The sequence below is a fragment of the Sediminivirga luteola genome (assembly GCF_014639315.1).
Taxonomy (GTDB): domain Bacteria; phylum Actinomycetota; class Actinomycetes; order Actinomycetales; family Brevibacteriaceae; genus Sediminivirga; species Sediminivirga luteola.
On record NZ_BMFY01000015.1, the window covers coordinates 87220 to 113006 of the forward strand.

The 25787-nt window shown below is 70.5% G+C and carries 23 protein-coding genes; 21 read left to right on the top strand and 2 right to left on the bottom strand.

Annotated elements, in window-relative coordinates; all coding sequences use genetic code 11:
• Positions 1-32: 32 nt before the first annotated feature.
• Complete coding sequence (locus IEW13_RS14740) at positions 33-1640, top strand: AbgT family transporter (protein ID WP_188551685.1); 1608 nt, start codon at positions 33-35, stop codon at positions 1638-1640.
• Positions 1641-1725: 85 nt separating this feature from the next.
• Here IEW13_RS14740 and IEW13_RS14745 read toward each other — a convergent pair whose 3' ends face one another.
• Positions 1726-2184: a DUF1844 domain-containing protein gene (locus IEW13_RS14745; protein ID WP_229745209.1), complete on the bottom strand. Its 459-nt coding sequence runs from the start codon at positions 2182-2184 to the stop codon at positions 1726-1728.
• 338 nt (positions 2185-2522) lie between these two features.
• On the opposite strand from IEW13_RS14745, the gene infC reads away from it, so the two are divergent.
• The 11 genes from infC to IEW13_RS14800 all read left to right on the top strand — a co-directional run bounded on the left by infC (position 2523) and on the right by IEW13_RS14800 (position 13718).
• The gene (gene infC, locus IEW13_RS14750) at positions 2523-3047 is read left to right on the top strand and encodes a translation initiation factor IF-3 (RefSeq protein WP_229745210.1); all 525 of its coding nucleotides are present in this window, start codon (positions 2523-2525) and stop codon (positions 3045-3047) included.
• A 113-nt stretch (positions 3048-3160) separates the two neighbouring features.
• Complete coding sequence (gene rpmI / locus IEW13_RS14755; RefSeq protein ID WP_188551686.1) at positions 3161-3358, top strand: 50S ribosomal protein L35; 198 nt, start codon at positions 3161-3163, stop codon at positions 3356-3358.
• A gap of 134 nt (positions 3359-3492) precedes the next feature.
• Positions 3493-3882, top strand: coding sequence for a 50S ribosomal protein L20 (rplT, locus tag IEW13_RS14760; RefSeq protein WP_188551687.1), 390 nt, complete (start codon positions 3493-3495; stop codon positions 3880-3882).
• Positions 3883-3889: 7 nt separating this feature from the next.
• On the top strand, positions 3890-4747 hold the full coding sequence (locus IEW13_RS14765) for a TrmH family RNA methyltransferase (protein WP_229745211.1): 858 nt from the start codon (positions 3890-3892) through the stop codon (positions 4745-4747).
• A gap of 91 nt (positions 4748-4838) precedes the next feature.
• On the top strand, positions 4839-5903 hold the full coding sequence (gene pheS, locus IEW13_RS14770; protein ID WP_188551688.1) for a phenylalanine--tRNA ligase subunit alpha: 1065 nt from the start codon (positions 4839-4841) through the stop codon (positions 5901-5903).
• A 6-nt stretch (positions 5904-5909) separates the two neighbouring features.
• Complete coding sequence (gene pheT / locus IEW13_RS14775; RefSeq protein ID WP_188551689.1) at positions 5910-8453, top strand: phenylalanine--tRNA ligase subunit beta; 2544 nt, start codon at positions 5910-5912, stop codon at positions 8451-8453.
• A 5-nt stretch (positions 8454-8458) separates the two neighbouring features.
• Positions 8459-9367 (top strand): SDR family NAD(P)-dependent oxidoreductase, encoded by a 909-nt coding sequence (locus IEW13_RS14780; RefSeq protein WP_188551690.1) that lies wholly within the window; start codon positions 8459-8461, stop codon positions 9365-9367.
• 563 nt (positions 9368-9930) lie between these two features.
• Positions 9931-10869: an ATP-grasp domain-containing protein gene (locus IEW13_RS14785; protein WP_188551691.1), complete on the top strand. Its 939-nt coding sequence runs from the start codon at positions 9931-9933 to the stop codon at positions 10867-10869.
• A complete protein-coding gene (locus tag IEW13_RS14790; RefSeq protein ID WP_188551692.1) occupies positions 10866-11933 on the top strand; it encodes an LLM class flavin-dependent oxidoreductase in 1068 nt (355 codons plus the stop codon). The genes IEW13_RS14785 and IEW13_RS14790 overlap by 4 nt, the downstream gene beginning before the upstream one ends.
• A gap of 37 nt (positions 11934-11970) precedes the next feature.
• Positions 11971-12315 (top strand): carboxymuconolactone decarboxylase family protein, encoded by a 345-nt coding sequence (locus IEW13_RS14795; protein WP_188551693.1) that lies wholly within the window; start codon positions 11971-11973, stop codon positions 12313-12315.
• Positions 12316-12323: 8 nt separating this feature from the next.
• Positions 12324-13718, top strand: coding sequence for an O-acetylhomoserine aminocarboxypropyltransferase/cysteine synthase family protein (locus IEW13_RS14800; RefSeq protein WP_229745212.1), 1395 nt, complete (start codon positions 12324-12326; stop codon positions 13716-13718).
• Positions 13719-13962: 244 nt separating this feature from the next.
• Here the strand turns inward: IEW13_RS14800 and IEW13_RS14805 are convergent, their stop codons facing one another.
• A complete protein-coding gene (locus tag IEW13_RS14805) occupies positions 13963-14937 on the bottom strand; it encodes a quinone oxidoreductase family protein (protein ID WP_188551694.1) in 975 nt (324 codons plus the stop codon).
• Positions 14938-14984: 47 nt separating this feature from the next.
• Here IEW13_RS14805 and argC point away from each other — a divergent pair, with 47 nt between their 5' ends.
• The 9 genes from argC (at position 14985) to tyrS (ending at position 25199) form a co-directional block, all read left to right on the top strand.
• On the top strand, positions 14985-16070 hold the full coding sequence (gene argC, locus IEW13_RS14810) for an N-acetyl-gamma-glutamyl-phosphate reductase (RefSeq protein WP_188551695.1): 1086 nt from the start codon (positions 14985-14987) through the stop codon (positions 16068-16070).
• A complete protein-coding gene (gene argJ, locus IEW13_RS14815; RefSeq protein WP_188551696.1) occupies positions 16067-17227 on the top strand; it encodes a bifunctional glutamate N-acetyltransferase/amino-acid acetyltransferase ArgJ in 1161 nt (386 codons plus the stop codon). The genes argC and argJ overlap by 4 nt, the downstream gene beginning before the upstream one ends.
• On the top strand, positions 17224-18252 hold the full coding sequence (argB, locus tag IEW13_RS14820; protein ID WP_188551697.1) for an acetylglutamate kinase: 1029 nt from the start codon (positions 17224-17226) through the stop codon (positions 18250-18252). The genes argJ and argB overlap by 4 nt, the downstream gene beginning before the upstream one ends.
• On the top strand, positions 18249-19523 hold the full coding sequence (locus IEW13_RS14825) for an acetylornithine transaminase (protein WP_188551698.1): 1275 nt from the start codon (positions 18249-18251) through the stop codon (positions 19521-19523). The genes argB and IEW13_RS14825 overlap by 4 nt, the downstream gene beginning before the upstream one ends.
• Positions 19520-20488 carry an ornithine carbamoyltransferase gene (gene argF / locus IEW13_RS14830; protein ID WP_188551699.1) on the top strand — a complete coding sequence of 323 codons (969 nt, stop codon included), beginning with the start codon at positions 19520-19522 and terminating at the stop codon, positions 20486-20488. Before IEW13_RS14825 ends, argF begins: the two co-directional genes overlap by 4 nt.
• Complete coding sequence (locus IEW13_RS14835; RefSeq protein WP_188551700.1) at positions 20481-21038, top strand: arginine repressor; 558 nt, start codon at positions 20481-20483, stop codon at positions 21036-21038. The genes argF and IEW13_RS14835 overlap by 8 nt, the downstream gene beginning before the upstream one ends.
• 96 nt (positions 21039-21134) lie before the next feature.
• On the top strand, positions 21135-22340 hold the full coding sequence (locus tag IEW13_RS14840) for an argininosuccinate synthase (RefSeq protein ID WP_188551701.1): 1206 nt from the start codon (positions 21135-21137) through the stop codon (positions 22338-22340).
• A gap of 4 nt (positions 22341-22344) precedes the next feature.
• The gene (gene argH / locus IEW13_RS14845; protein WP_188551702.1) at positions 22345-23784 is read left to right on the top strand and encodes an argininosuccinate lyase; all 1440 of its coding nucleotides are present in this window, start codon (positions 22345-22347) and stop codon (positions 23782-23784) included.
• Positions 23785-23921: 137 nt separating this feature from the next.
• Complete coding sequence (gene tyrS, locus IEW13_RS14850) at positions 23922-25199, top strand: tyrosine--tRNA ligase (RefSeq protein ID WP_188551703.1); 1278 nt, start codon at positions 23922-23924, stop codon at positions 25197-25199.
• Positions 25200-25787 lie beyond the last annotated feature (588 nt).

Here is a 25787-nt window from a genome sequence, read left to right on the forward strand (position 1 = left end):
AACGCGCCCCTTCGACCCCGCAGGAGGAACACATGTCCACCAGCACCCCCGCCGGTTCCCGCCAGCCCGGATCGGGTGGCGACCCGGCAGGCCGGCCGGGCATCGGCGCCCGCATGCTCGACGCCGTCGAACGCGTCGGGAACAAGCTCCCGGAGCCGTTCACGCTCTTCCTGGGCCTCTTCCTGATCACCGGTCTGCTGTCCACCGGGCTGGCGCTCGGCGGCGTCCAGGTCGCCATCCCCGGCGGCGAGGGCGAGATCGTGGAGATCAAGGGACTGTTCACCGGCGAAGGGCTGGCCTGGCTGACCACCAGCATGGGGGACAACTACCTGGGCTTCCCGCCGCTGGCCACCGTGCTCCCGATCCTGCTGGCGGTGGGCGTGGCGGAGAAGACCGGAATGCTCGCCGCGCTCGTGCGATCGGCCTTCGGGCGGGCGCCGCGCTGGCTGCTTCCCTATGTCGTCGCGTTCGTGGGCGTCATCGGTTCCGTGATGGCCGACTCCGCCTTCGTCCTGATCCCGCCGCTGGCCGCGCTGGTGTTCAAGGCGGCTGGGCGGCATCCCGTCGCGGGCCTGCTCGGCGGCTTCGGCGCGGCCGGCGCCGGGTACTCCACCTCGGTCGTCCCGACCTCCCTCGACGCGCTCTTCGCCGGCATCACCACTGCGGTCATGGAGACCCTGCCCGGATACGAGTACTCCGCCGTGAACCCCGTCTCGAACTACTTCTTCAACGTCGTGGCGGCCCTGGTGCTGACCGTCATCGCGGGATTCATCATCGACCGTGTCCTCGAGCCGCAGCTGCTGCGCGCCGGGACGCCCCGTGACCAGACGACCGCCGAGGGCGAGCAGGTGCATCAAGAGCTCAGCCCGACGCTGGAGCCGGGGGAGAAACGGGGACTGTGGCTTTCCCTGGGCGCCGCGGCGGCGCTGGCCGCGGTGTTCGTCGCCGCGGTGCTCGTCCCGGGATCGCCGTGGCGCAACGAGGACGGCGGGTTCCTGCCCAGTTCACCGCTGCTGTCCTCCATCGTCTTCCTGGTCTTCGCCTTCTTCATGACGATGGGGGTCGTCTACGGCCTGGCGGTGGGGACCATCCGTTCCATGAACGACGTGGTGCGGATGATGGGCGAGGCCATCACGGACATGCTCAGCTTCCTGGTCCTGGCGTTCATCCTGGGGCAGTTCATCGCGCTGTTCAACTGGTCCGGGATCGGTTCCTGGATCGCGGTGAACGGCGCGGCCGGCCTGGAGTCGATGGAGCTGACCGGCTTCGGCGTCGTGCTGGGATTCATCGTCCTGGCCAGCGTGCTCAATCTGTTCATCATCTCGGGCTCCTCGCTGTGGACCATCATGGCGGCGGTGTTCGTGCCGCTGTTCGCGCTGCTCGGCTATGAACCCGCCTTCATCCAGGCCGCGTTCCGCGTCGGCGACTCGGCGACCCAGGTCATCACCCCGCTGAACCCCTACATGATCGTCATCCTGGGACTGCTGCGCCGCTACGAGCCGCAGGCCGGCGTGGGGACGGTCGCCGCCCGTATGCTGCCGTTCGTGATCCCGTTCTGGCTGGCCTGGGCGGGTCTGCTGGCGCTGTGGTTCTTCCTGGATCTGCCGCTGGGACCGGGCAACGGGATCTTCTTGGAGTGAGGCGGGTGGTGCGCCGCTCAGCGACGCGGCTCCCACCGGAACAGCCGCACGGGCCGGCCTTTTCGGGGAAGCGCTGGCGGGTGGCTCAGGCGACAGGACCGGTGAACTTCTCGCCCGGCCCCTTGCCGGGAGCATCCGGGTGGGAGGACGCCTCGCGGAACGCCAGCTGCAGGCTCCGCAGGCCATCGCGCAGCGGACGGGCGTGATGGTCGCCGACTTCCGTGGCGGCCGCCGTCACGAGCCCGGCGAGCGCGTGGATGAGCTTGCGCGCCTCGTCCAGGTCGATGTGGGCGGCGGCCTGTTCCGGGGTGTCCTCCTCGGCCAGGCCGCATTTGACCGCCGCGGCGCTCATCAGGTGCACGGCGGCGGCGCCGATGATCTCCACGGCGGGCACCTCGCTGATATCCCGTGCCGCCTGGGCGGTAAAGCCGTCGCCGGCCTGGGCCGGGTGCTCTGCGGGCGAGCCCGCCGGGGAATTCGCCGCCGCAGCGGCGGGCTGTGCGGGGCTGGCGGCGTCGTGGTGATTGGCGTTGTCGTCGGTCATGGCTTAAGCTTGGCACAGAACCGGCAGTGGGCCGATTTGACGTTTCGCCGAATCGCCCGCCAGCCGTGCGCAAGAGGACTCTGTGAGGAATCCCACCTTGGTCGCTTATGGCGATCGGGTCGAAGCGCAGCACGAGACCAGCGGTCGTGCCCCGGCGTATCCATCGTACGGGACCCCGCTGTTTTAGGCTGCGTCCTCATGGGGCCTTCTTGCACCGCGGTGCGAGTGGCCCCTTTTTTCGTGTGCCGATCGCATTGCGGGAAACGCCGATGACGTCATTGTGAAGGAGAGAGCACATCAGCGAGCCGCGCATTAACGGCCAGATCCGCGTCCCCGAGGTGCGCCTGGTCGGGCCCAACGGGGAGCAGGTCGGAATCGTCGCGATGAAGAAGGCCCTCGATCTCGCCCAAGAGGCAGATCTGGACCTGGTCGAAGTCGCGCCGCAGGCCAAGCCCCCCGTGGCGAAGCTCATGGACTACGGCAAGTTCAAGTACGAGTCGGCGCAGAAGGCGCGAGAGGCCCGGAAGAACCAGACCAACACGGTCCTGAAGGAGATCCGCTTCCGGCTCAAGATCGACGACCACGATTACGAGACCAAGAAGGGTCACGTGACGCGGTTCCTCTCCGCCGGTGACAAGGTGAAGGTCATGATCATGTTCCGCGGGCGCGAGCAGTCTCGCCCCGAGGCCGGCATCCGCCTGCTGCAGAGGCTGGCGGAGGACGTCCAGGAGCTCGGCTCGATCGAGTCGTCGCCCCGGGTGGACGGCAGGAACATGGTGATGGTCATCGCCCCGCATCGCAGCAAGGCGGACGCGAAGGCGGATGCCCGCCGCGCGGCCAAGAAGAACGACGACCGCGGCTGAAGACGCCCGCCTGTTACGACCAGAGTTCGACACCAGTCGACGGACCGGGACTCGCGGTTCAGTGCGCCACGCGCCTGAGCCACCGGTCCCGAGTAAAGGAGACAAGGCTTACCATGCCCAAGCAGAAGACCCACAGCGGTATGAAGAAGCGTGCCCGCCTCACCGGCTCCGGCAAGGTGATGCGCGAGCAGGTGAACAACCGCCACCTGGCCGAGCACAAGTCCTCGCGGCGCAAGCGCCGCCTGCAGATGGACAAGGTCCTCGGCAAGGGCGACGGCGCCAAGGCGCTGAAGCTGCTCGGCAAGCGCTGAGCCAGCTCCCTCGTTCACCACGGCGCTTGAGCACAACAGCGCCGGCACGCATCGGCGGGTCACGGCGAGCGGCATGAGAGCCGCCGCCGGCCGCGCCCTTCAACCAGCACGCAAGAGTCAAAAGGAGTACACACGTGGCACGTGTGAAGAGGGCGGTCAACGCCCAGAAGAAGCGCCGGGTCATCCTGGATCGCGCCAGCGGCTACCGCGGACAGCGTTCGCGGCTGTACCGCAAGGCCAAGGAACAGGTCATCCACTCGCTCGTCTACAGCTACCGGGACCGCCGCGCCCGTAAGGGCGACTTCCGCCGTCTGTGGATCCAGCGCATCAACGCCGGCGCCCGCGCCAACGGCATGACCTACAACCGCTTCATCCAGGGCCTCAAGGCCGCTGGCGTGGAAGTGGACCGCCGCATGCTCGCCGAGCTCGCGGTGAACGACGAGGCCACTTTCGCCACGCTGGTGAAGGTCGCCAAGGACGCTCTGCCCAAGGACGTCAACGCGGCCAAGACCTCCGCCGCCTGACGCTGCCTTGGCAGCACAGACCCCGCACGAGCGCCTGCCCGGGCCGGTCGTCGCGAATCCGCGCAATCAGCGGATCCGCGAGTACGCCGGCCTCAGCAGGCGCTCGGCGCGTTCGAAGGCCCGCCGCTTCCTGGCCGAGGGCCCGCAGACGGTGCGGGAGGCGCTGCGCGGCGATGATGCGGCCGGGCTGGTCACCGACCTGCTGGTGACGCCGGAGGCGGCGGACCGCCACCAGGACATCCTCGACGCCGCCGCGGAGCACGGCCTCGTTCCGCGGGCGGTGACGCCGGAGGTCCTCGCCGCGCTCACGGACACGGTCACCAGCCAGGGACTGGTCGCGGTGTGCCGCTTCCTGGACGTCCCGCTGCAGCAGGCGGTCGACGCCGGCCGCGACGGCTTCGTCGTGATGCTGGCCCAGGTCCGCGACCCCGGCAACGCCGGCACAGTCATCCGGGCCGCCGATGCCGCCGGAGCCGCCGCCGTGATCCTCAGCTCCGGAAGCGTCGATCTGTACAACGCCAAGACAGTGCGCGCCTCCGCCGGAAGCCACTTCCACCTGCCGTTGTCCATCGGCGCGGGCCTCGCCGAGACGACCGAGGCGCTCAGAGGCGCCGGCTACCGGATCTGGGCCGCCGACGTCCACCCCCCGGCGGCTGATCTGCACGCACTCGACCCGGACGCGCTCACCCCCGGGCACGCTTGGCTCTTCGGCAACGAGGCCTGGGGCCTGCCCGCCGAGGACCGCGCGCTGGCCGACGGCGCGATCGCCGTCCCCATCTACGGCGCCGCCGAGAGCCTCAACCTGGGAACCGCCGCGGCCGTGTGCCTGTACGAGTCCGCCAGGGCCCTGCGCTCCGGGAAGTAGGCGCCGGCGGGCAGTAGACTGGGCCTCGCGCTCCTTGCGCCATCTGTGCTGCTTGCGCCGTACGTGCTGTCTTCTCGTGCAAAGGAAACCCATGACCACGGGTCACACCGCCCAGGACACCCCGCTCGATCCCCGCGACGAGACCGGCGTGGACGCCGCCGTCCGCGAGGCGGAGCAGGCCTTCGCCGCCGCCCGCACCCTGGATGAGCTGAAGTCCGCCCGCATCGCCCACACCGGCGACCGTTCGCCGCTCGCCCTGGCCAACCGCGCCATCGGCAGCCTGGACAAGACCGAGAAGGCCGCCGCGGGCAAACTGCTGGGCCAGGCCCGCGGCCGGGTGAAGAAGGCGCACGACTCGCGCCTGACCGAGCTGGAGGCCGAAGCCGAGGCCGCGGTCCTGGCCGAGGAGACCATCGATGTCACCCTGCCGGCCGACCGCAGGCCGCTGGGCGCCAGGCACCCGCTGCAGCTGCTCCAGGAACAGGTGGCCGACTACTTCGTCGGTCAGGGCTGGGAGGTCGCCGAGGGACCCGAGGTGGAAGCCGCCTGGCTGAACTTCGACAGCCTGAACTTCGGGCCGGACCACCCTGCCCGGCAGATGCAGGACACCTTCTTCGTCGACCCGCCGGAGTCCAATCTGGTGCTGCGCACCCACACCTCCCCGGTGCAGTCCCGCTCGCTGCTCGAGCGCGGCGCCCCGGTGTACGTCGTGTGCCCGGGCAAGACCTTCCGGACCGACGAGCTCGACGCGACCCACACCCCCGTGTTCCACCAGATCGAAGGCATCGCGATCGACCGGCACCTGTCCATGGCCCACCTGAAGGGCACCCTGGAGGCATTCGCCAAGGCGATGTTCGGCCCGGAGTCCGCCATCCGCCTGCGCCCGAGCTTCTTCCCGTTCACCGAGCCCAGCGCCGAGCTGGACTTCTGGTTCCCGCAGAAGGTCGGCGGCCCGGGCTGGATCGAATGGGGCGGCTGCGGCATGGTGCACCCGAACGTCATCCGCGCCGCCGGACTGGACCCGGATGAGTTCCGCGGCTTCGCCTTCGGCATGGGCATCGAGCGCACGCTCATGCTCCGCGAGGGCATCAACGACATGCACGACATGGTCGAGGGCGATCTCCGCTTCTCCGCCCGCTTCGGAAGGAAGGCCTGAACCCCGATGCGCTTCCCGCTCACCTGGCTCGCCGAGCTCACCGACCTGCCCGCGGACCGCACCGGCGAGGACATCGCCGCCGATCTGGCCGGCATCGGCCTTGAGGAGGAAGGGCTCTTCGGTCCCGAGGTCACCGGCCCGGTCGTCGCCGGCCGCGTGCTCTCGGCCGAACCCGAGAAGCACTCCAACGGCAAGACCGTCAACTGGTGCCAGGTGGACACCGGCGACGGCGAACCCCGCGGCATCGTCTGCGGCGCCCACAACTTCTCCGCCGGGGACATGGTGGTCGTGGCACTGCCGGGCGCGGTGCTGCCCGGCGGCTTCGCCATCTCCGCCCGGAAGACCTACGGTCACGTCTCCGACGGGATGATCTGCTCGGCGAAGGAGCTGGGCCTGGGGGAGGACCACTCCGGGATCATCGTCCTGGCCGAGCTGGGCCTGGACGCCGATGACCTCCAGCCGGGGCAGGACGCCATCGCCCTGCTCGGCCTGGACCAGGTCGCGCTCGACGTGAACGTCACCCCCGACCGCGGCTACCAGCTGAGCCTGCGCGGCCTGGCCCGTGAGGCCGCCGCCCTGTACCGCCGCCCCTTCACCGACCCGGTCGCCCGGCTGGCCCCGCCGGCGGCAGGCGAGAACGGCTTCCCGGTCGTGCTGCGCGACGAGGCGCCCATCCACGGCGCCGCCGGCTGCGACGCCTTCGCCGCCCTGGAGGTCACCGGCTTCGACCCGGCCGCCCGCACCCCCTACTGGATGCGCCGCCGCCTCCAGCAGGCCGGGATGCGGCCCATCAGCCTGGCCGTCGACGTGACCAACTACGTGATGCTCGAACTCGGCCAGCCCCTGCACGCCTACGACCGCGCGCTGCTGGGCGAGCGGATCGTGGTCCGCCGCGCGCGTCAGGGCGAAACGCTCGTGACGCTCGACGACGTCCCCCGGAGGCTCCACCCCGAGGACCTGCTCATCACCGACGAGACGGACGGGACCTCCCGCATCATCGGCCTGGCCGGCGTGATGGGCGGTGCCGAGCTGGAGGTCGGCGACTCCACCTCCTCCGTGCTGATCGAGGCCGCCCACTTCGATCCCATCAGCATCGCCCGCACGGCGCGGCGGCACAAGCTCTCCACCGAGGCCTCCCGCCGGTTCGAGCGCGGCGTCGACCCGCTGCTGGGCGCAGCGGCGGCCCAGCGCTGCGCGGAGCTCCTCACCGAGTACGGCGGCGGCACGATCGAACCGGCCGCCACCGTGATCAGCCGGGTGCAGGCGCCCGCGCCGCTGCGCATCTCCGCGGCCGCGGCCAGCCGCTACATCGGCGTCGACTACGAGCCAGAGCGGGCCGCCGAGCTGCTCGAACGCATCGGCGCGGGAGTCTCCGCCGAAGGCGACTCGCTCACCGTGACCCCGCCCAGCTGGCGTCCCGATCTGAACGCCGAGGTCGACCTGTACGAGGAGATCGCCCGCATCGGCGGCTACGCCGAGATCCCCTCCGTGATCCCGGCGGCGCCCGGCGGACGCGGCCTGACCGACGAGCAGCGGGCCCGCCGGCGGGTCGCCAATCTCCTCGCGGCGGACGGCTACACCGAGGTCCTGACCTACCCGTTCACCTCCGCGGCACGTTTCGAGGAGCTGGGCATCGGCGAGGACGACCCGCGCCGTGCCGCGCTCCGCCTGGCCAATCCGATGTCGGAGGACCAGCCGCTGCTGCGCACCGAGCTGCTGCTGACCCTGGTGGACGCCGCGGTGCGCAACCTCGGACGCGGTTTCAAGGAAGTCCGGCTGTTCGAAGCCGGTCTCGTCGCCTGCACCGGCAGCGCAACCGGTGGCGCCGCGCCCGGTCGCGGGCCGAGCTTCCCGCCCGGCTACCACCCCAGCGACGAGGAGCTGGCCGCTATCCTCGGTTCCGTCCCCGCGCAGCCATACCATGTCGCCGGCATCATCGCCGGCGGGCCTGGCACGGGTGAGCGCGCCGGCGTCTGGGGGCGGGGCCGCCCCGCCGAGGCGGGCGATGTGATCGACACCGTGCGCCGGATCGCCGGCATCCAGGCGGCCGGGGTCCGCACCCGTGCCGCGCAGCGCGCCCCGTTCCATCCCGGCCGCACCGCCGAGTTCGTCCTCGCCGACGGGAGCGTGCTCGGCCATGCCGGCGAACTGCACCCGAAGGTGTGCCAGCGGCTGGGCCTGCCGGCGCGTTCGGTCGCCTTCGAGATCGAGTTCGACGCCCTGCTGCGCCAGCCCGACGAGCGCTCCTGGCCCGGCGTGCTGTCCACCTACCCGGTCAGCCGCCAGGACGCCGCGCTCATCGTCGACGATGCCGTTCCGGCCGAAGACCTGGCCGAGACGCTCCGCGAGGGCGCCGGCGCGCTGCTGGAAGACCTGGAGCTGTTCGACGTCTACACCGGCGACCAAGCCGGTGAAGGCCGTAAATCGCTCGCCTTCCGCTTCACGTTCCGGGCCCCGGACCGCACGCTGACCGCCGATGAGGCCTCGGCGCTGCGCCAGGCCGCCGTCGAGCTGGCCGCCGAACGTCACTCCGCCCAGCTGAGGGGATGAATCCGATGAGCGATCTGTCCACCACCACCCGGCGCGCCCCGGCCGCTGGCACCCTCGTGCTCGTCACCGGCGGCACCCGGGGCATCGGGCGCATCCTCGCCTCAGCCTTCGCCGGGGCCGGCTACGCCGTGGCCCTGACCGGGCGCGACGCCGCCCGCGCCGAGCAGGCCGCCACCGAGATCGCCGCCGAGCTCGCCACTGGGGTCGCCGGTGAGGCCGATGCGCGGACCGGCGAGACGGTCGCCCAGGTCCCGGCGGGATCCGCCGCGCGCGTGCGCGGGCTAGCCCTCGACGTCGCCGATGCGGCAGCAGTGCAGGCGCTGCCGGAGACCCTTGCCGGGATCGAAGAGGGAACCGGCACCCGCCTTGGCGTGGTGGTGAACAACGCCGGACTGGTCGGGCGTACCGAGGGACCGCCCTGGGAGGCGGACTACGATGACATCGAAGCGGTCATCCGCACCAACGTGCTCGGACCGTTCTTCGTCGCCAAGGCGCTGGCCCCCGTGCTCATGGCACATTCGGCCGCCGATGGCACCGCCCGCACCCTGATCGACCTCAACTCCGGTTCCGGCGCCAAGGGCACGCCGGCGTACGCGGCGTACTCCGCCTCCAAGGCGGCGCTGTTCCGGCTTGCCGACGCGGTGGACCACTACGGCCGCGCACACGGGCTGCGGATCTTCGAGATGTCTCCCGGCGTGATCCGGTCCGATATGACCGCGGGCATGCCCATGCACGCGCACCGCGGCGAAGGCGACTGGACCGACCCGGCAGACCTCACGGGCCTGGCCCTGGCGCTCGCCTCCGGCCGGCTCGACGACTACACCGGACGCTACGTGCGCGCCGGCGCCGATGACCTGGCTGCGCTGGAGAGCGCGCGCCCGGCTGAGGGCGAACGCCGCCTCGGACTGGGCTGAGGCCGCCTGGGCTGAGATCGCCGCCGCGCCCCGTCGATACTTCCGGAACCGGTAGTTCGGGGAGTCGACAGTTCCGGGGTCGTGCACTGATTCCGCGTGAGCTCACCCCGGGAGACAGCGCACAACCCCGGGGGTAACTTCCCTGTAGCAGGGGAGTGGCGCCGGCAGCGCGGCAAGACCGTCGTACTCGCCGGTATCGTCCCTGTACCAGGGGAGTCGCTGCCCATCACCAGGGTGCGCGCGGCCCCTCGCACGTGACGTCCCTGTACCAGGGGGCGTCGCGCTTCACGGCGACAGGCAAGCAGGTCCGGGAGGTGACGTCTCTGTATCAGGGGAGTCGCCAAGGCTGATATGACGTCTGCCGGACTGGCGGTGCTGCCCGCCGCGGCGGGCTGCCACCGCTCACGGAATGCGACACCGAGTGTGACATCCTGTGACACCGCCGGGAATCATCGGCGGCGGCAGCGACTTGAATGGGAAGAGCGTTGCCGCGCCGTACCGCGATGGCGGGCGGGTCGCGCTCACACCTCGTCAGTATCGCCGCTTCCGAAGGGAAGAGAGTCATGGCCTCACATCCGCGGGTCTACATCCTGCACGACAACCCCGAATGGATCCCGCCGCTGCTGGCGGCCTTCGAGGCCGAAGGCGTCCCCGCCGAGGAGTGGCTGCTGGACGGCGGCTCCATCGACCTGTCCTCGCCGCCGCCGGAGGGCGTGTTCTGGTCCCGGCTGAGCGCCTCCGCGCACACCCGCGGGCGCGGGCACGCCAAGGAGTACGCCCGCAGCATCCTCTCCTGGCTGGAGGGCCACGGACGCACCGTGGTGAACGGCAGGAACGTCATCGAGCTGGAGGTCAGCAAGGTCGCCCAGCACGCCGCGCTGTCCGCCGCCGGCATCGAGGTGCCCCGCACCGCGGCCGTGTTCGGGACCGCTGACCTGAAGAGCCGCGCGCGCGAGTTTCCCGCGCCGTTCATCACCAAGCACAACCAGGGCGGCAAGGGACTGGGCGTCCGTCGTTTCGACAGCCACGAGGAGTTCGACGCCTACGTCGACTCGGCCGGGTTCGAGGAGCCCGCGGACGGCATCACCCTGCTGCAGGAACTGCTGGTCGCGGCCGAGCCCTTCGTCACCCGCGCCGAGTTCGTCGGCGGCGAGTTCGTCTACGCCGTTCGCGTCGACACCTCCGCCGGCAGCTTCGAGCTGTGCCCCGCGGAGGCCTGCGCGCTCCCGGAGCCGGGCAAGGAGCCCGCCCCGCTGTTCCAGCTGCGGCCCGAGGCCGCCGAGCTGCCGGTGATCGCGAAGTACCGGGAGTTCCTGGCGGCCAACGACATCGCCATCGCCGGCATCGAGTTCATCGAGACCGCCGACGGGCGCCTGGTCACCTACGACGTCAATACCAACACCAACTACAACCCCGATGTGGAAGCCGCCTCGCCCGTGTCCGGTCCGCGCCGGATCGCGCGCTACACGGGTCAGCTGCTGGAATCAGGAGCACGTCTGTGAGTCTTCGCCTCGGCCTCTGGGCCCCGACCTTCGGCGGCTGGCTGCGCAATATCCCCGCCGAGGAGGAGCGGACCCCGGCGACCTTCGCTCATCTGGCGGAGGTCATCACCACCGCCGAGCGCGTCGGCTACGATCTGACCCTCATCCCCGAGCTCAACCTCAACGATCTGCGCGGACCGCGCGGTCCGGTGCTCGACGCCTGGACCGCCGCAGCCGGGCTGGCCGCGGTCACCAGCCGGATCGAGCTGCTGACGGCGGTCCGCCCGGGCTTCCATCACCCGGCGCAGGCGGCGAAGAAGGCCGCCACCATCGACGACATCTCCGGCGGCCGGTTCACGCTCAACGTCGTCTCCGCCTGGTGGGAGAGCGAGGCCAAGCAGTACGGCGGCATCTTCACCGCGCACGACGAGCGGTACGCCCGCACCGAGGAATGGGTCGAGGTCGTGCGCGGGCTGTGGCAGGAGACCCCGTACTCGCACGAGGGCCGGTTCTACCAGCTTCAGGACACGCATCTGGAGCCCAAACCCCAGGTGAAGCCCCTGATCTACGCCGGCGGGGAGTCCCCGGCGGGACGAGCGGCCATCAGCCGCTTCGCCGATGCCTACCTCACCCACGGGGGGACCCTGGAGGAGGTCTCGGCGAAGGTCCAGGACATGCGTCAGCGCCGCGAGGAAGCCGGCCTGGAACCCTTCCAGCGCTTCGGCATGGCGGCGTATGTGATCGTCCGGGACACCGAGGCCGAGGCCCAGGCGGAGCTGGAACGCATCACCGACGTCCGCAGCGGCGACGCGTACGCCTCGTACCAGGAGTTCGTCACCAAGTCGAAGCTGGACACGGCCGTCGACTTGAAGGACTACTCGGTGTCCAACCGCGGGCTGCGTCCCAATCTGATCGGCACCCCGGAACAGGTGGCCGAGCGGATCGCCGCCTATCACGAGGCCGGCGTCGAGGTCCTGCTGCTGCAGTCCTCGCCCCAGCTGGAGGAACTGCAGCGGTTCGCCTCCCAGGTGTTCCCGCTGCTGGAATCCCTGCGCGTCCCCGGCGTGGTGCCGGCCGGCGCCTGAAAAAGCCGTACCCCATCTACGCAACGAGGAGCTCGCCATGACCGACGCCAACCACTACCACTCGCCCGAGGACGCCTCCTACGGCAAGGTCTACAAGAAGGAGACCCCGGAGATCCTGGAGGCCTTCGGCGCGTTCAACAGCGCCGTGTTCGCCGCTGAGGGCCGCGAGCTGGACCTGAAGACCCGCGAGCTGATCGCCATCGGCGTGGCCACCGCCACCAAGTGCGTCTACTGCATCGAAGCGCACGCCACGAACGCCGTCAAGGCCGGCGCCACCGACGCGGAGATCGCAGAGGCCGCCTGGGTCTCCACCGCGATCCAGGCCGGCGGTGGCCTCACCCACGGGCGGCTGGCGTTCAAGTTCGCCGAGCACGCGCACTGACGCCGCCGATGAGCCAGCAGTCCGGATCCGCCCCGGCGCCAGGAGATCGCGTTCCCGGGTCTCCTGGCGTTCCCGGGACTCCTGCGGCCGCCGGGGCGATGCTCGGGACGAAGGGGTTCGAGACCCGGCAGATCCACGTCGGGGACATTTCCGCGGAGGACCCCTTCGGCGCCCGCATCCCGCCCATCTACGCCTCGAACGCCTTCCGGTTCGACTCGCTGGAGCATGCCCGCAGGCGCTTCGCCAACGAGGAGGAGGGGCAGCTCTACTCCCGGCACCTGAACCCGACCACGCAGGTGGCCGAGCGGCGCATCGCCTCGCTCGAAGGCGGGTCCGAGGCGATCGTCGTGGCCTCCGGGCAGGCCGCGGTGTCCTCGGTGCTGCTGACCCTCGCCGAGGCCGGAGACCACATCGTCTCCGCGCCGAGCATCTACTCGGGCACGCAGATCCAGTTCAACCGTGCCCTGCGCAGGACCGGTATCGAAGTGGAGTACGTCTCCGACCCGCATGACCCGCAGCAGTACCGCGCCCTCATCCGGCCGCAGACGAAGGCGCTGTTCGTGGAGACCATCCCGAACCCCAAGAACGACGTCGTCGACATCGCCGCGGTCGGGGAGATCGCGCGCGAGCACGGGCTGCCGCTCGTGGTGGACAACACCATCGCCACCCCGGTCTTCGTCCGGCCCCTGGAACACGGCGCGCATATCGTCGTGCACTCGGCCTCGAAGTACCTCGCCGGTCACGGGGCCGTCATCGCCGGGGCCATCGTCGACGGCGGAACGTTCGACTGGGCCGGCGCATCCCGGCGGTACCCGCTCGTCACCGATCGTCCCGGCCCCGACAGCCCCTCGCATCTGGAGCGCGTCGGCGCCCGGCGCGCTTTCGCCGCCGCGGCCAGGTTCACCTCGGTCAACGACTTCGGCCCCGCGGTATCGTCGTTCAACGCCTTCCTGCTGCAGCAGGGCATGGAGACGCTGTCCCTGCGAATGGAGCGCCACGCCGCCAATGCCGCCGCCATCGCGCGGTGGCTCACCGGGCGCGCGGAGGTGGAGTCGGTGGACTACGCGGCACTGCCGGGGAACCCGAACCACGGGATCGCGCAACGGTACTTCGACGGGCACTCCGGGGCGGTGTTCTCCTTCACCCTGAAGGGCGGCCGCCCGGCCGCGGAGGCGTTCTTCGACAGCCTCCAGCTCATCTCGAAGATGACGAACATCGGCGATGTCCGGTCCATGGCGCTGCATCCGGCCACGACCACCCACGGCGGATTCACCGAGGAGCACCGGCAACGCCTGGGCATCGGGCAGGGCCTGATCCGGCTCTCGATCGGCATCGAGACCCTGGACGATCTGCTGGCGGACCTGGACCAGGCGCTCGGCAAGGCGACGGCTGCGACCAGCTGAGGCTCGCGCGTATGGTGCGACCACCCGGCGATGATGGGCTCCGCCCGGCATTGAAACAGCGATGCGGCTGACCCCGGGGTTCACCGGGACCAACCGCATCGGGGCCCAGCGCGTATGGGGGTCTAGTTCCGGGGTGGTGCACTAATTCCCGGTGAGCTCACGCGGAATTAGTGCACTGCCCCGGAACTACCGTGCGCCCGCCGGTCCGTGCGCCGGGCGGTCCGGGTGGCGGGCGGTCAGTGCCTTAGGGGACCAGGACGACCTTGCCCGTGGTCTTCCTGCCCTGCAGATCGCGGTGGGCCTGCTCGGCCTGCGCCAGGGGATAGGTCGCGCCCACCCGGAAGGACAGCCAGCCCTCCCGAAGGCCCGCGAAGATGAACGCCGCGCGCTCCTCGAGCTCTTCGCGGGTGCGGGTGAACCAGACCAGGGACGGCCGGGAGAGGAACACGCCCCCGGCGGAATTGAGCCGCTGGATGTCGAAGGGCGGCACCTGTCCCGAGGCGCCGCCGTAGAGCACGAGGGAACCGCGGACGGCCGTGGAGGCCAGTGAGGCGTCGAAGGTGTCCTTGCCCACGCCGTCGTAGACGACATCGGCGCCCTTGCCGTCGGTCAGCGAGGCGACGGTCGCGGCGATGTCCACGCCCTCCCCGTACAGGAACACCTCGTCGGCCCCGGCCTGGCGGGCCAGCTCGGCCTTCTCCTCCGTGCCGACGGTGCCGATGACCCGGGCGCCCAGGTGCTTGAGGATCTGCGTCAGCAGCAGGCCGACGCCCCCGGCGGCGGCATGCACCAGGGCGGTCTGCCCGGCCTGCACCTGATGCGAGTCGGTGGCCAGATACTGTGCCGTGAGACCCTGCAGCGGGATGGCCGCCGCGGTGACGTCGTCGACGTCCTCGGGCACATGCAGCGCATGCGCGACCGGCACCCGGACGAGCGTGGCGTAGGAGTGCAGGGCCTCGTGCCAGGCCACCCGGTCGCCCACCTCGAAACCCTCCACGCCGGGACCCAGCGCGACGACGGTGCCGGCGCCCTCCCGGCCGGGGATGTGCGGGAACTGCTCCGGATAGACACCGGACCGGCGGTAGGTGTCGATGAAGTTGACGCCGATCCCTCCCGTGCGCACCAGCAGCTCACCGTGCTGCGGCACCGGGTCTTCGATCTCGTGGAAGCCGAGAACCTCGGGTCCGCCTGCTTCCACCGCCACGATTGCGTGGGCCATGACTCCTCCTAGTGAATAATAACCGCCGACAGTGTATGGTTATTCATATGACGACCTTGTCCGTAGCCGTGTCGGGGGCTACCGGCTATGCCGGGGGAGAAGTCCTCCGGCTGCTCGCCGGCTCGCCTGTGTTCCACGTTACAACGGTGACCGGTGCCAGCAGCGCGGGATCGACGCTTGGCGCCCATCAGCCGCATCTGGTCCGCTATGCGGACATGACCGTCCAGCCCACCACCGCGGAGGTCCTGGCCGGGCACGACGTCGTCTTCCTCGCTCTGCCGCACGGGCACTCCGGGCGCGTCGCCGCCGAACTGACCGCCGCGCACCCGGACACCCTCGTAGTGGACCTGGCCGCGGACCACCGCCTCGTCTCCGCCGAGAGCTGGCAGGCGTACTACGCCTCCGAGCACCAGGGCACCTGGCCTTACGGCCTTCCGGAGATGCTCATCGCCGGCGGCGGCAAGCAGCGCGAACGGCTGCGCGGAGCGCAGCGGATCGCCGTGCCCGGCTGCAATGTCACCGCCGTGACCCTCGCGGCGGCACCGCTGCTGCAGGCCGGGGTGATCCGGCCGGAGGCACTGACCGCCGTCCTCGCCAACGGCCCCTCCGGCGCCGGCAGAGCCCTCAAATCCCATCTGCTGGCAGCGGAGATCCTCGGCTCGGCCTCGCCCTACGCCGTCGGCGGCAGTCACCGGCACATCCCCGAGATCGAGCAGAACCTGAACCAGGCGCTCGGCGCCGATCCGGTCACCGGCCCGGTCCGCATCACCTTCACCCCCACGCTCGTGCCGATGGCCCGCGGCATCCTGGCCACGGTCTCGGCGCCGCTCGCTCCCGGCCTGGACGCGGGGCAGGCCCGCCGGAAAGCGCAGCAGGCCTTCACCGCGGCCTACGGCGACGAGCCCTTCGTCCGGGTGCTGCCGGACGGCCAATGGCCGGCCACCGCCAGCACTGCCGGGAGCAATGTCGCCCAGCTGCAATGGGCACTCGACGAGCGGGCCGGCAGCGTCGTCGTCGTGATCGCCCTGGACAACCTCAGCCGGGGGACCGCCGGGCAGGCCATCCAATCCGCGCAGATCGCCCTCGGCCTTGACGAGGGCGCAGGACTTCCGCTCGAAGGAGTCGCACCATGAGCACCACGTTCCCGCGCGGTTTCCGTGCCGCCGGGGTCACCGCCGGCCTGAAGCCCAGCGGCAAGCCCGATCTGGCGCTCGTCGTCAATGACGGCCCCGCCCGCACCGCCGCCGCTGTCTACACCTCCAATCGCTGCCGCGCGCATCCGGTCATCTGGAGCGAACAGGCCAGCGCCGACGGCAGGGTCGCCGCCGTCGTGCTCAATTCCGGGGGCGCCAACTGCTTCACCGGCCCGGCCGGGATGACCACCGTGGAACGGACCGCGGAAGCGGTCGCCGACGGGCTGAACGTCGCGCCGGGCGATGTCGTGGTGTGCTCGACCGGGCTCATCGGCGTCTGGGAACAGCAGTGGGAGGACGCCCTGCTGGGCGGGATCCCGCCGCTGCTGGACTCGCTCGCCGCGGCCGGCGGCCAGGCGGCCGCCGAGGCCATCATGACCACCGACACCGTGCCCAAGACGGCGCAGCTCGAGCTGGACGGCTACCGCATCGGCGGCATGGCCAAGGGCGCGGGCATGCTGGCGCCGGGGCTGGCCACCATGCTCGTGGTGCTGACCACCGACGCGGACCTCGGCGCCGATGCGGGTGCCACCGACGCCGCCCTGCGGCACGCCACCGCCCGCACCTTCGACCGGCTCGACACCGACGGCTGCATGTCCACCAATGACACGGTCGTCCTGATGGCCTCCGGTGCCTCCGGCGTCACACCTGAGCTCGAGGCCTTCGCCGCTGCGGTGGAGCAGGTCTGCGCCGATCTGGCCGCGCAGCTGCACGCCGACGCCGAGGGCGCCAAGCACGACATCGTCATCACCACCCGGGGCGCCGCCAGCGAGGAAGAGGCGGTGACCGTCTCGCGTGCCATCGCGCGCTCGGCCCTGTTCAAGACCGCCATCTTCGGCGAGGATCCCAACTGGGGCCGCGTGCTGGCGCAGATCGGGACGACCGACGCCACGTTCTCCCCGGATGCGATCGACATCGCCATCAACGGCGTCCAGCTGTGCCGCGGCGGGGTGCCGGACGAACCACCCGAGCTGGTGCGGTTCGGCCGCCGCGTCGAGGTGCTGGTGGACCTGCATGCCGGCGAGGGGGAGGGCACGGTGCTCACCTCCGATCTGACCCACGACTACGTCGAAGAGAACAGCGTGTACTCCACATGAGCGAGCACCCCCACACCAGCGGACAGGCCCCCGCCGGCGGGGTCGCGGGCGCTCATGCCCCCGCCCCCAGCGAGCGGTCCACGATCCAGCACGCGCGGCTGGCCGCCGCGCAGGCCAAGGCCGAGGTCCTGATCGAGACGCTGCCCTGGATCAAGCGCTTCGCCGGCGCCGTCATCGTGGTCAAGTACGGCGGCAACGCCATGGTCAACGAGGACCTGCAGCAGGCCTTCGCCGACGACATCGCCTTCCTCCGGTTCGCCGGGCTGCGCCCCATCGTGGTGCACGGCGGCGGCCCGCAGATCACGGCGATGCTCGACCGCCTGGGCATCGCCAGCGAGTTCCGCGCCGGCCGGCGGGTCACCAGCGAGGAGGCCGCCGAGGTCATCCGCATGGTCCTCGCCGGGCAGGTCAACCGCGACGTCGTCGCCCGGATCAACCAGAACGGGGAGGCCGCCGTCGGGCTCTCCGGCGAGGACGGCGATCTGCTGCTGGCGGAGGTCGCCCGCGTCGAGGTGGACGGTGAGCCGGTCGATCTGGGCCGGGTCGGGGAGATCGTCTCCGTCAACACCCGCTTCCTCCACCAGCTGCTGGACGCCGGCCGGGTCCCGGTGATCTGCTCCATCGCCGCCGAACGCGGCGGCGAGCCGGGCAAACCGCTCAACGTCAACGCCGACACCGCCGCGGCCGCCGTGGCCGCCGCGATGCGCGCCGACAAGCTCGCCGTGCTCACCGATGTGGAAGGGCTGTACCGCGACTGGCCCGACCGGGACTCGCTCATCAGCGAGATCGACACGGAGGAACTGCGGCAGATGCTGCCAGGCCTCTCCGCCGGGATGCTGCCGAAGATGGCGGCGGCGCTGCACGCGGTGGACTCCGGAGTCCGGCAGGCGCATATCGTCGACGGCCGCTTCGCCCACTCGCTGCTGCTGGAGATCTTCACCACGGCCGGCTTCGGCACGATGGTCGTGCCCGCGGCCGCCGGCCCAGTCAGCCCCTACGCACCCGATGAGGAGAACCGCCCATGAGCAGCAGCCTGCAGGACCGCTACGCGAACGCGCTGCTGGGCGTCTTCGGTACCCCGCAGCGGGTCCTGGAACGCGGCAAGGGCGCGCACGTCTGGGACACCGAGGGACGGGAATACCTGGACCTGCTGGCCGGCATCGCGGTCAATGCGCTCGGGCACGCACATCCGGCCGTCGTCGACGCCGTGTCCCGCCAGTGGAACACCCTCGCCCACGTCTCCAACTTCTTCGCCACCGAGCCGCAGATCCGGCTCGCGGAGAAGCTCCTGGCGCTCAGCGGCGCCCCGGCCGGATCCGGCGTCTACTTCGGAAATTCCGGCGCGGAGGCGAACGAGACGGCGTTCAAGATCGCGCGCCGCCACGGCGGCCCGCAGCGGGACCGGATCCTCGCCCTGGAGGGAGCCTTCCACGGCCGCACCATGGGCGCGCTGGCCCTCACGGCCAAGACCACCTACCGCGAGCCCTTCGAACCGCTGCCCTCCGGCGTGACGCATCTGCCGTTCGGCGATCTCGCCGCACTGGAGGAGGCTCTGGACGAGCGCACCGCCGCCCTGGTGCTCGAGCCGGTGCAGGGAGAAGCCGGCGTGCGCCCGCTGCCGGAGGGCTATCTGGCCGCGGCACGGCGGCTGACCCGTGAGCACGGCGCCCTGCTGATCGTGGACGAGGTGCAGACCGGAATCGGCCGGACGGGGGAGTGGTTCGCTTTCCAGCGCCAGCTGCAGGGACCGGACGCATCCGGCGATCTGCCCGATGTGATCACGCTCGCCAAGGGCCTCGGCGCCGGCTACCCCATCGGCGCCGTCATCACCGTCGGCGCGGCGGTCTCCGGCCTGCTCACCGCCGGTTCGCACGGGACCACCTTCGGCGGCAACCCCGCGGCGGCCGCCGCGGCCCTGGCGACCCTGCAGGAGATCGAGGACGCCGGCCTCCTGGCGCATGTGCGCACGGTCTCGGAGGCGATCACCGATGGACTGGCCGCGCTCGGCGACGAGCGGATCACGGCCGTGCGGGCCGCCGGGCTGCTCATCGCGATCGATCTGGCCCCAGACGAGACCGCCGCGCCGGGCGCGCCGGTCGCCAAGCGGGCGGTGGAGGCCGCGCTGGAGCAGGGCTTCATCGTCAACGCCGTCGCCCCCGGCACCCTGCGGCTGGCGCCGCCGCTCATCCTCACCGCCGAGGAGGCAGCCGGATTCGTCGCGGCACTCCCGGCCATCCTGGACGCCGCCGGGCAGGCGGCCACCCCCGCCGGACCACGTGAAGGAGAGCAGTCATGACCGCCACCACCCCTGCCGGCGCAGTCCGGCACTTCCTGCGCGACGACGATCTCACGCCCGAAGAGCAGCGCGACGTCCTCGACCTGGCCGACGAGCTCAAGGCGGCACGCTTCTCCCGGCGGCCCCTGGAGGGGCCGGAGACCGTCGCGGTGATCTTCGACAAGACCTCCACCCGTACCCGGGTGTCCTTCGCCGCGGGAATCGCGGAACTGGGCGGCTCGGCGCTCATCGTCGACCCGGGTGCCGCGCAGCTGGGCCATAAGGAGTCGGTCGCGGACACCTCGCGGGTGCTCAGCCGGATGGTGGCGGCCGTGGTCTGGCGCACCTTCGCCCAGTCGGGTCTGGAGGAGATGGCCGAGTACGGCACCGTCCCGGTGATCAACGCGCTGTCCGACGACTTCCACCCCTGTCAGCTGTTGGCCGACTTGCAGACGGTACGCGAGCACCGCGGCACCGGGACCGGGAACGGCCTGACCGGCCTGACGATGGCCTACTTCGGCGACGGCGCCAACAATATGGCGCACTCCTATCTGCTGGCCGGCGCCACCGCGGGCATGCACGTGCGGATCGCCACACCGGCCTCGCACCAGCCCGCACCTGCGGTCCTTCGCCGGGCCGGGGAGATCGCCCGGTCCACGGGAGGCAGCGTCTCCGTCACGGAGCACGCCCGGGAAGCGGCCGCCGGAGCGGACGTCCTGGCCACCGACACCTGGGTCTCGATGGGCCAGGACACCGCCGGCCGCGACGGCGAGGCCTCGCCGTTCCGGCCATACCAGGTGGACGCCGAACTCCTGGCGGCCTCCAACGACGCGATCGTGCTGCACTGCCTGCCGGCGTACCGGGGCAAGGAGATCACCGCCGAGGTGCTCGACGGCCCCAGCTCAGTGATCTGGGACGAGGCAGAGAACCGCGTGCATGCCCAGAAGGCCGTCCTGACCTGGCTGCTGGAGCGCAGCCGTGGCTGAAGAACGTCCGCCACGGCCGCCCGGCCCGCCCGGCCCGCAGGCGGGCGCCAGCACGGTGCAGACCAAAACGGCCCGTCAGGCGCTCATCATCGAACTGGTCACCACCCACACCGTGCCGTCCCAGTCGGCGCTCGCCGCGCTCCTGGAGGAACGCGGCATCGCGGTCACCCAGGCGACTCTCTCACGGGACCTGGAGGAGATCGGCGCGGTGAAGATCCGCGGCGAGAAGGGCCTGGTCTACGCCGTCCCGGGTGAGGGCGGGGACCGGCGACCGGAGGGCGGCATCGGGCAGGAGGTCCTGGACGCCAAGCTGCAGCGGCTGTGCGAGGAACTGCTGGTCTCCGCGCAGGCCTCCGCGAACCTGGTGGTGCTGCGCACGCCACCGGGAGCCGCGCAGTACCTCGCCTCCGCGATCGACCGGTCGATCCTGCCGCAGGTGCTCGGCTGCATCGGCGGGGACGACACGGTCATGGTCATCGCCGCCGATCCCGACGGCGGCGCCGCACTGGCCGAGCGGTTCCGCGCCCTGACATCGCCGGCCGGCGCCTAAGGCCGCATCGGCGCCTGAGGCGCATCGACGACAATGAAACCCATGAAGAACACCAAGAAGAATTCCCTGTGAAGAATTCCCTGTGAAGGAGATCCCGTGACTGATCGCGTAGTGCTCGCCTACTCCGGCGGGCTGGACACCTCGGTGGCCATCGGCTGGATCAAGGAGGCCACCGGCGCCGATGTCGTCGCGATGGCCGTCGACGTCGGCCAGGGCGGCGAGGACCTGGAGACCATCCGCCAGCGCGCCCTGGACTGCGGCGCGGTGGAGGCCTACGTCGCCGACGCCCGGGACGAGTTCGCCGCCGAGTACTGCATGCCCGGCCTGAAGGCGAACACCCTGTACATGGACGCCTACCCGAACGTCTCGGCGCTCTCCCGGCCCGTCATCGTCAAGCACCTTGTCACCGCCGCCCGCCAGTTCGGCGCCACCACCGTGGCCCACGGCTGCACCGGCAAGGGCAACGACCAGGTCCGGTTCGAGGTGGGCATCACCTCCCTGGCCCCGGACCTGAAGTGCATCGCCCCCGTCCGGGACCTGGCGCTGACCCGCGAGAAGGCGATCGAGTACGCCGAACGCAACGACTTGCCCATCGTCACCACCAAGTCGAACCCGTTCTCCATCGACCAGAACGTCTGGGGTCGCGCCGTGGAGACCGGCTTCCTGGAGGACATCTGGAACGAGCCCACCAAGGACGTCTACGACTACACCGACGACCCGGCCTTCCCGCCGCCGGCCGACGAGGTCACGATCACCTTCGCCCAGGGCATCCCGGTGAAGGTCGACGGTCGCGACGTCACCCCGTTGCAGGCGATCGAGGAGCTCAATACCCGCGCCGGCGCCCAGGGAATCGGCCGGATCGACCTGGTGGAGGACCGCCTGGTGGGCATCAAGAGCCGTGAGGTCTACGAGGCGCCGGGCGCCATGACGCTCATCGCCGCGCACCGTGAGCTGGAGAACGTCACCCTGGAGCGCGAGCAGGCCCGGTTCAAGAAGCTGGTGGACCAGCGCTGGACCGAAGTCGTGTACGACGGCCAGTGGTTCTCCGAGCTGAAGCGCTCGCTGGACGCGTTCATCGACGACACCCAGACGTACGTCTCCGGGGACATCCGCATGGTGCTGCACGGTGGCCGGGCCACTGTGACCGGGCGCCGCTCGGAGACCTCGCTGTACGACTTCAACCTCGCCACCTACGACGAGGGCGACAGCTTCGACCAGGGCTCCGCGCGCGGGTTCATCGACATCTACGGTCTGTCCTCCAAGCAGGCAGCGGCCCGCCAGGCCAAGCTGAACGGGGCCTGAACCGATGGCCGGCGAGACAGACCAGACAGCGGGGACCGGCGAGCGGCTGAGCCTGTGGGGCGGACGGTTCGCCGGCGGTCCCGCCGAGGCGATGGCGCGGCTGAGCAAGTCGACGCACTTCGACTGGCGCCTGGCCGGGTACGACATCGCCGGTTCCAAGGCGCACGCCCGCGTGCTGCACCGCGCCGGGCTGCTCGACGAGGAGGAACTGGCGGGCATGCTGTCCGCGCTCGATGAGCTCCTGGCCGATGTCGAGTCCGGCGCGTTCACCGCCGCCGAGTCCGATGAGGACGTGCACTCGGCGCTGGAGCGCGGCCTGCTGGAGCGGGCCGGCGCGCAACTGGGCGGCAAGCTGCGCGCGGGCCGTTCGCGGAACGATCAGATCGCGACGATGGGCCGGATGTACATCCGGGACGCCGCGCGGCGCCTGGCCGGCGGACTGCTGGAGATCGTCACGGCGCTGCGGGACCAGGCGGAGGCGCACTTCGGCGCGCCGATGCCCGGCCGCACCCACCTGCAGCACGCCCAGCCGGTGCTGCTCAGCCACCACCTGCTGGCGCACGCCTGGCCGCTGCTGCGCGATATCGAGCGGCTGCGAGATCTGGACGCCCGGGCCGGGGTGTCCGCCTACGGCTCCGGCGCCCTGGCCGGTTCCTCGCTGGGACTGGACCCGCAGGCCGTGGCCGAGGAGTTGGGCTTCGCCTCCTCGGTGGAGAACTCCATCGACGGCACCGCCTCCCGCGATGTGTTCGCCGAGTTCCTCTTCGTGACGGCGATGATCGGCGTGGACCTGTCCAGGCTGAGCGAGGAGGTCATCCTCTGGGCGACGAAGGAGTTCGGCTTCGTGGTGCTCGACGACGCCTATTCGACCGGCTCGTCGATCATGCCGCAGAAGAAGAACCCCGACATCGCCGAGCTCGCCCGCGGCAAGGCGGGCAGGATCATCGGCGACCTGACCGGTCTCCTGGCCACGCTCAAGGGCATCCCGCTGGCGTACAACCGGGACCTTCAGGAGGACAAGGAGCCGGTCTTCGACGCGGTCGACTCCCTTGATCTGCTGCTGCCGGCGTTCTCCGGGATGATCGCCACCCTGCGCTTCGACACCGAGCGGATGGCGAAGCTCGCACCGGAGGGCTTCGCCCTCGCCACGGACCTCGCCGAGTGGCTGGTCCGCCGCGGAGTGCCGTTCCGGGAGGCGCATGAGCTCTCCGGGGCCGCCGTGAAGCTCGCGGAGTCCCGCGGCCAGGAACTCTGGGACTTGAGCGACGAGGATTACGCTGGGCTCTCGGAGCAGTTCACCGCCGAGGTGCGTGAGGTGCTCACCACCCTCGGCTCGATCGATTCCCGGTCCGCGCGCGGCGGCACGGCGCGGCAGGCAGTGCGCGCCCAGCTGGAGGAACTGGCGACGGCGATGTCCCGCGCGAGCGAGTTCGCCGCCCCCTGAGCGGGGCACTAGAATTCCGGGTGAACGGCGGGCTGTCTCCCGCCGCGCCCCGGAAGGACCGATCCGGACGCCGGCCGCGCTGGTGAGCTGGCGTCGTCGCCGGGGGTTTCCCATCGAGACAAGGACGGAAGAGTCACGTGACCGATGTGCTAGGTGAGCTGAAGGCCCGGGGACTGCTGGCGCAGTCCACTGACGAGGAGGCCCTGTCGCAGGCCCTCGCCGAGGGGCCGGTCACCTTCTATATCGGTTTTGACCCGACCGCGCCGAGCCTGCACATGGGCAATCTGGTGCAGCTCATCATCGCCCGCCATCTGCAGCGCGCCGGCCACCGGCCCCTGGCCCTCGTCGGAGGCGCCACCGGGCTGATCGGCGATCCGCGGATGTCGGGGGAACGGACGCTCAACCCGCAGGAGGTCGTCGAGGGCTGGGTGGAGAAGATCCGCAGCCAGATCCAGCGGTTCCTGGACTTCGAGGGACCGAACGGCGCGACGCTGGTGAACAACTACGACTGGACCAGTGAGCTTTCCGCGATCGACTTCCTCCGGGACGTCGGCAAGCACTTCAATGTGAACACGATGCTCGCCAAGGAGGCGGTCGCGGCCCGGCTGCAGAGCGAGAGCGGCATCAGCTTCACGGAGTTCGCCTACCAGATCCTGCAGGGGAACGACTACCTGGAGCTCTACCGCCGTCACGGCTGCACCCTCCAGACCGGCGGCAGCGACCAGTGGGGCAACCTCACCGCCGGGGTGAGCCTGGTCCGTAAGGTGGAGCAGGCCCAGGTGCACGCGCTGGCCTCTCCGCTGGTGACGAAGGCGGACGGCACCAAGTTCGGCAAGACGGAGTCCGGGACGGTCTGGCTGGACCCGTCGATGACCAGCCCTTACGCCTTCCTGCAGTTCTGGCTCAATGCGGCCGACGCCGATGCGGTCAAGTACCTGAAGATCTTCTCGCCGCGGCCGGTGGCGGAGATCGAGCAGATCGCCGAGGAGTTCGCCGCCAAACCGCATGAGCGGCTGGCGCAGCGCATCCTCGCCGAGGACGTGACCACGCTGGTGCACGGCGCTGAGCCGACTGCCCAGGCGCAGGCCGCCGCAGCGGCGCTGTTCGGCAGAGGCGAACTGCGGGAGCTGGATGCCGCGACCGTCGATGCGGCCGCCGCGGAACTGCCGCACGTCGTCGTCCCGAGGGCACGGCTGACGGAGGGCATGGGCCTGGTCGAGGCGCTGCTGGAAACCGGCATCGTCAAAAGCAAGGGCGACGCCCGGCGGGCGATCCGGGAAGGCGGCGCCTACGTCAACAACACGAAGGAGACCGAGGAGGAGCGGACCCTCGGCGAAAACGACCTCCTGGCCGGTACGGCGGTACTGCTACGCCGCGGCAAGAAGACGCTCGGCGCGCTGCGCCTGACCGACTGATCCGCGGCAGAACGGGGGAGAGGGCGTGGCCGGACTCAATTCGGTCACGCCCTCTCGCGTGTGGCAGAGGGCTTCGTTTGGCGGGCCCGCCGAGGGCCGCCCGGTACTGTGAGGGAGCACACCCCGGCTCCGAGTTGCGCGTGCGTGTGGATCTGGGTAAGTTATTACCTGTTGCCCGCGCCGATGAGGCGCCGGACCGGCCAGGTCGGATGCCGATCGCCGAGTACGAGAAGGCAGCCACCCACCTCTTCACGAAGACACGGAAGTGTCGCGTGGATGGGCGCGCCCTGGAAACGGGGAGCGGAAACGGGTGACGGGAAGCACGAAAAGCGGATTTGCAGCCAAGCGAGAATCTGCTAGAGTTCTTCTCCGGCGGGTTGATAAACGAATGAAGCGGCTAAACCAGATTCTCGCTGAGAATCGATTTCCGATTACTCGGAAATCGCGGTGAAAGCGTCGATTTGATTTCGTGAAGCGATCTGCTAAAGTAAATATAGAAAGCCCCACGGCTGGGTGGTTGAGTGTGACTGGCCTGGTTGTGGTGTGTGTCTGTTCTTTGAGAACTCAATAGCGTGTCTGACATTGTCA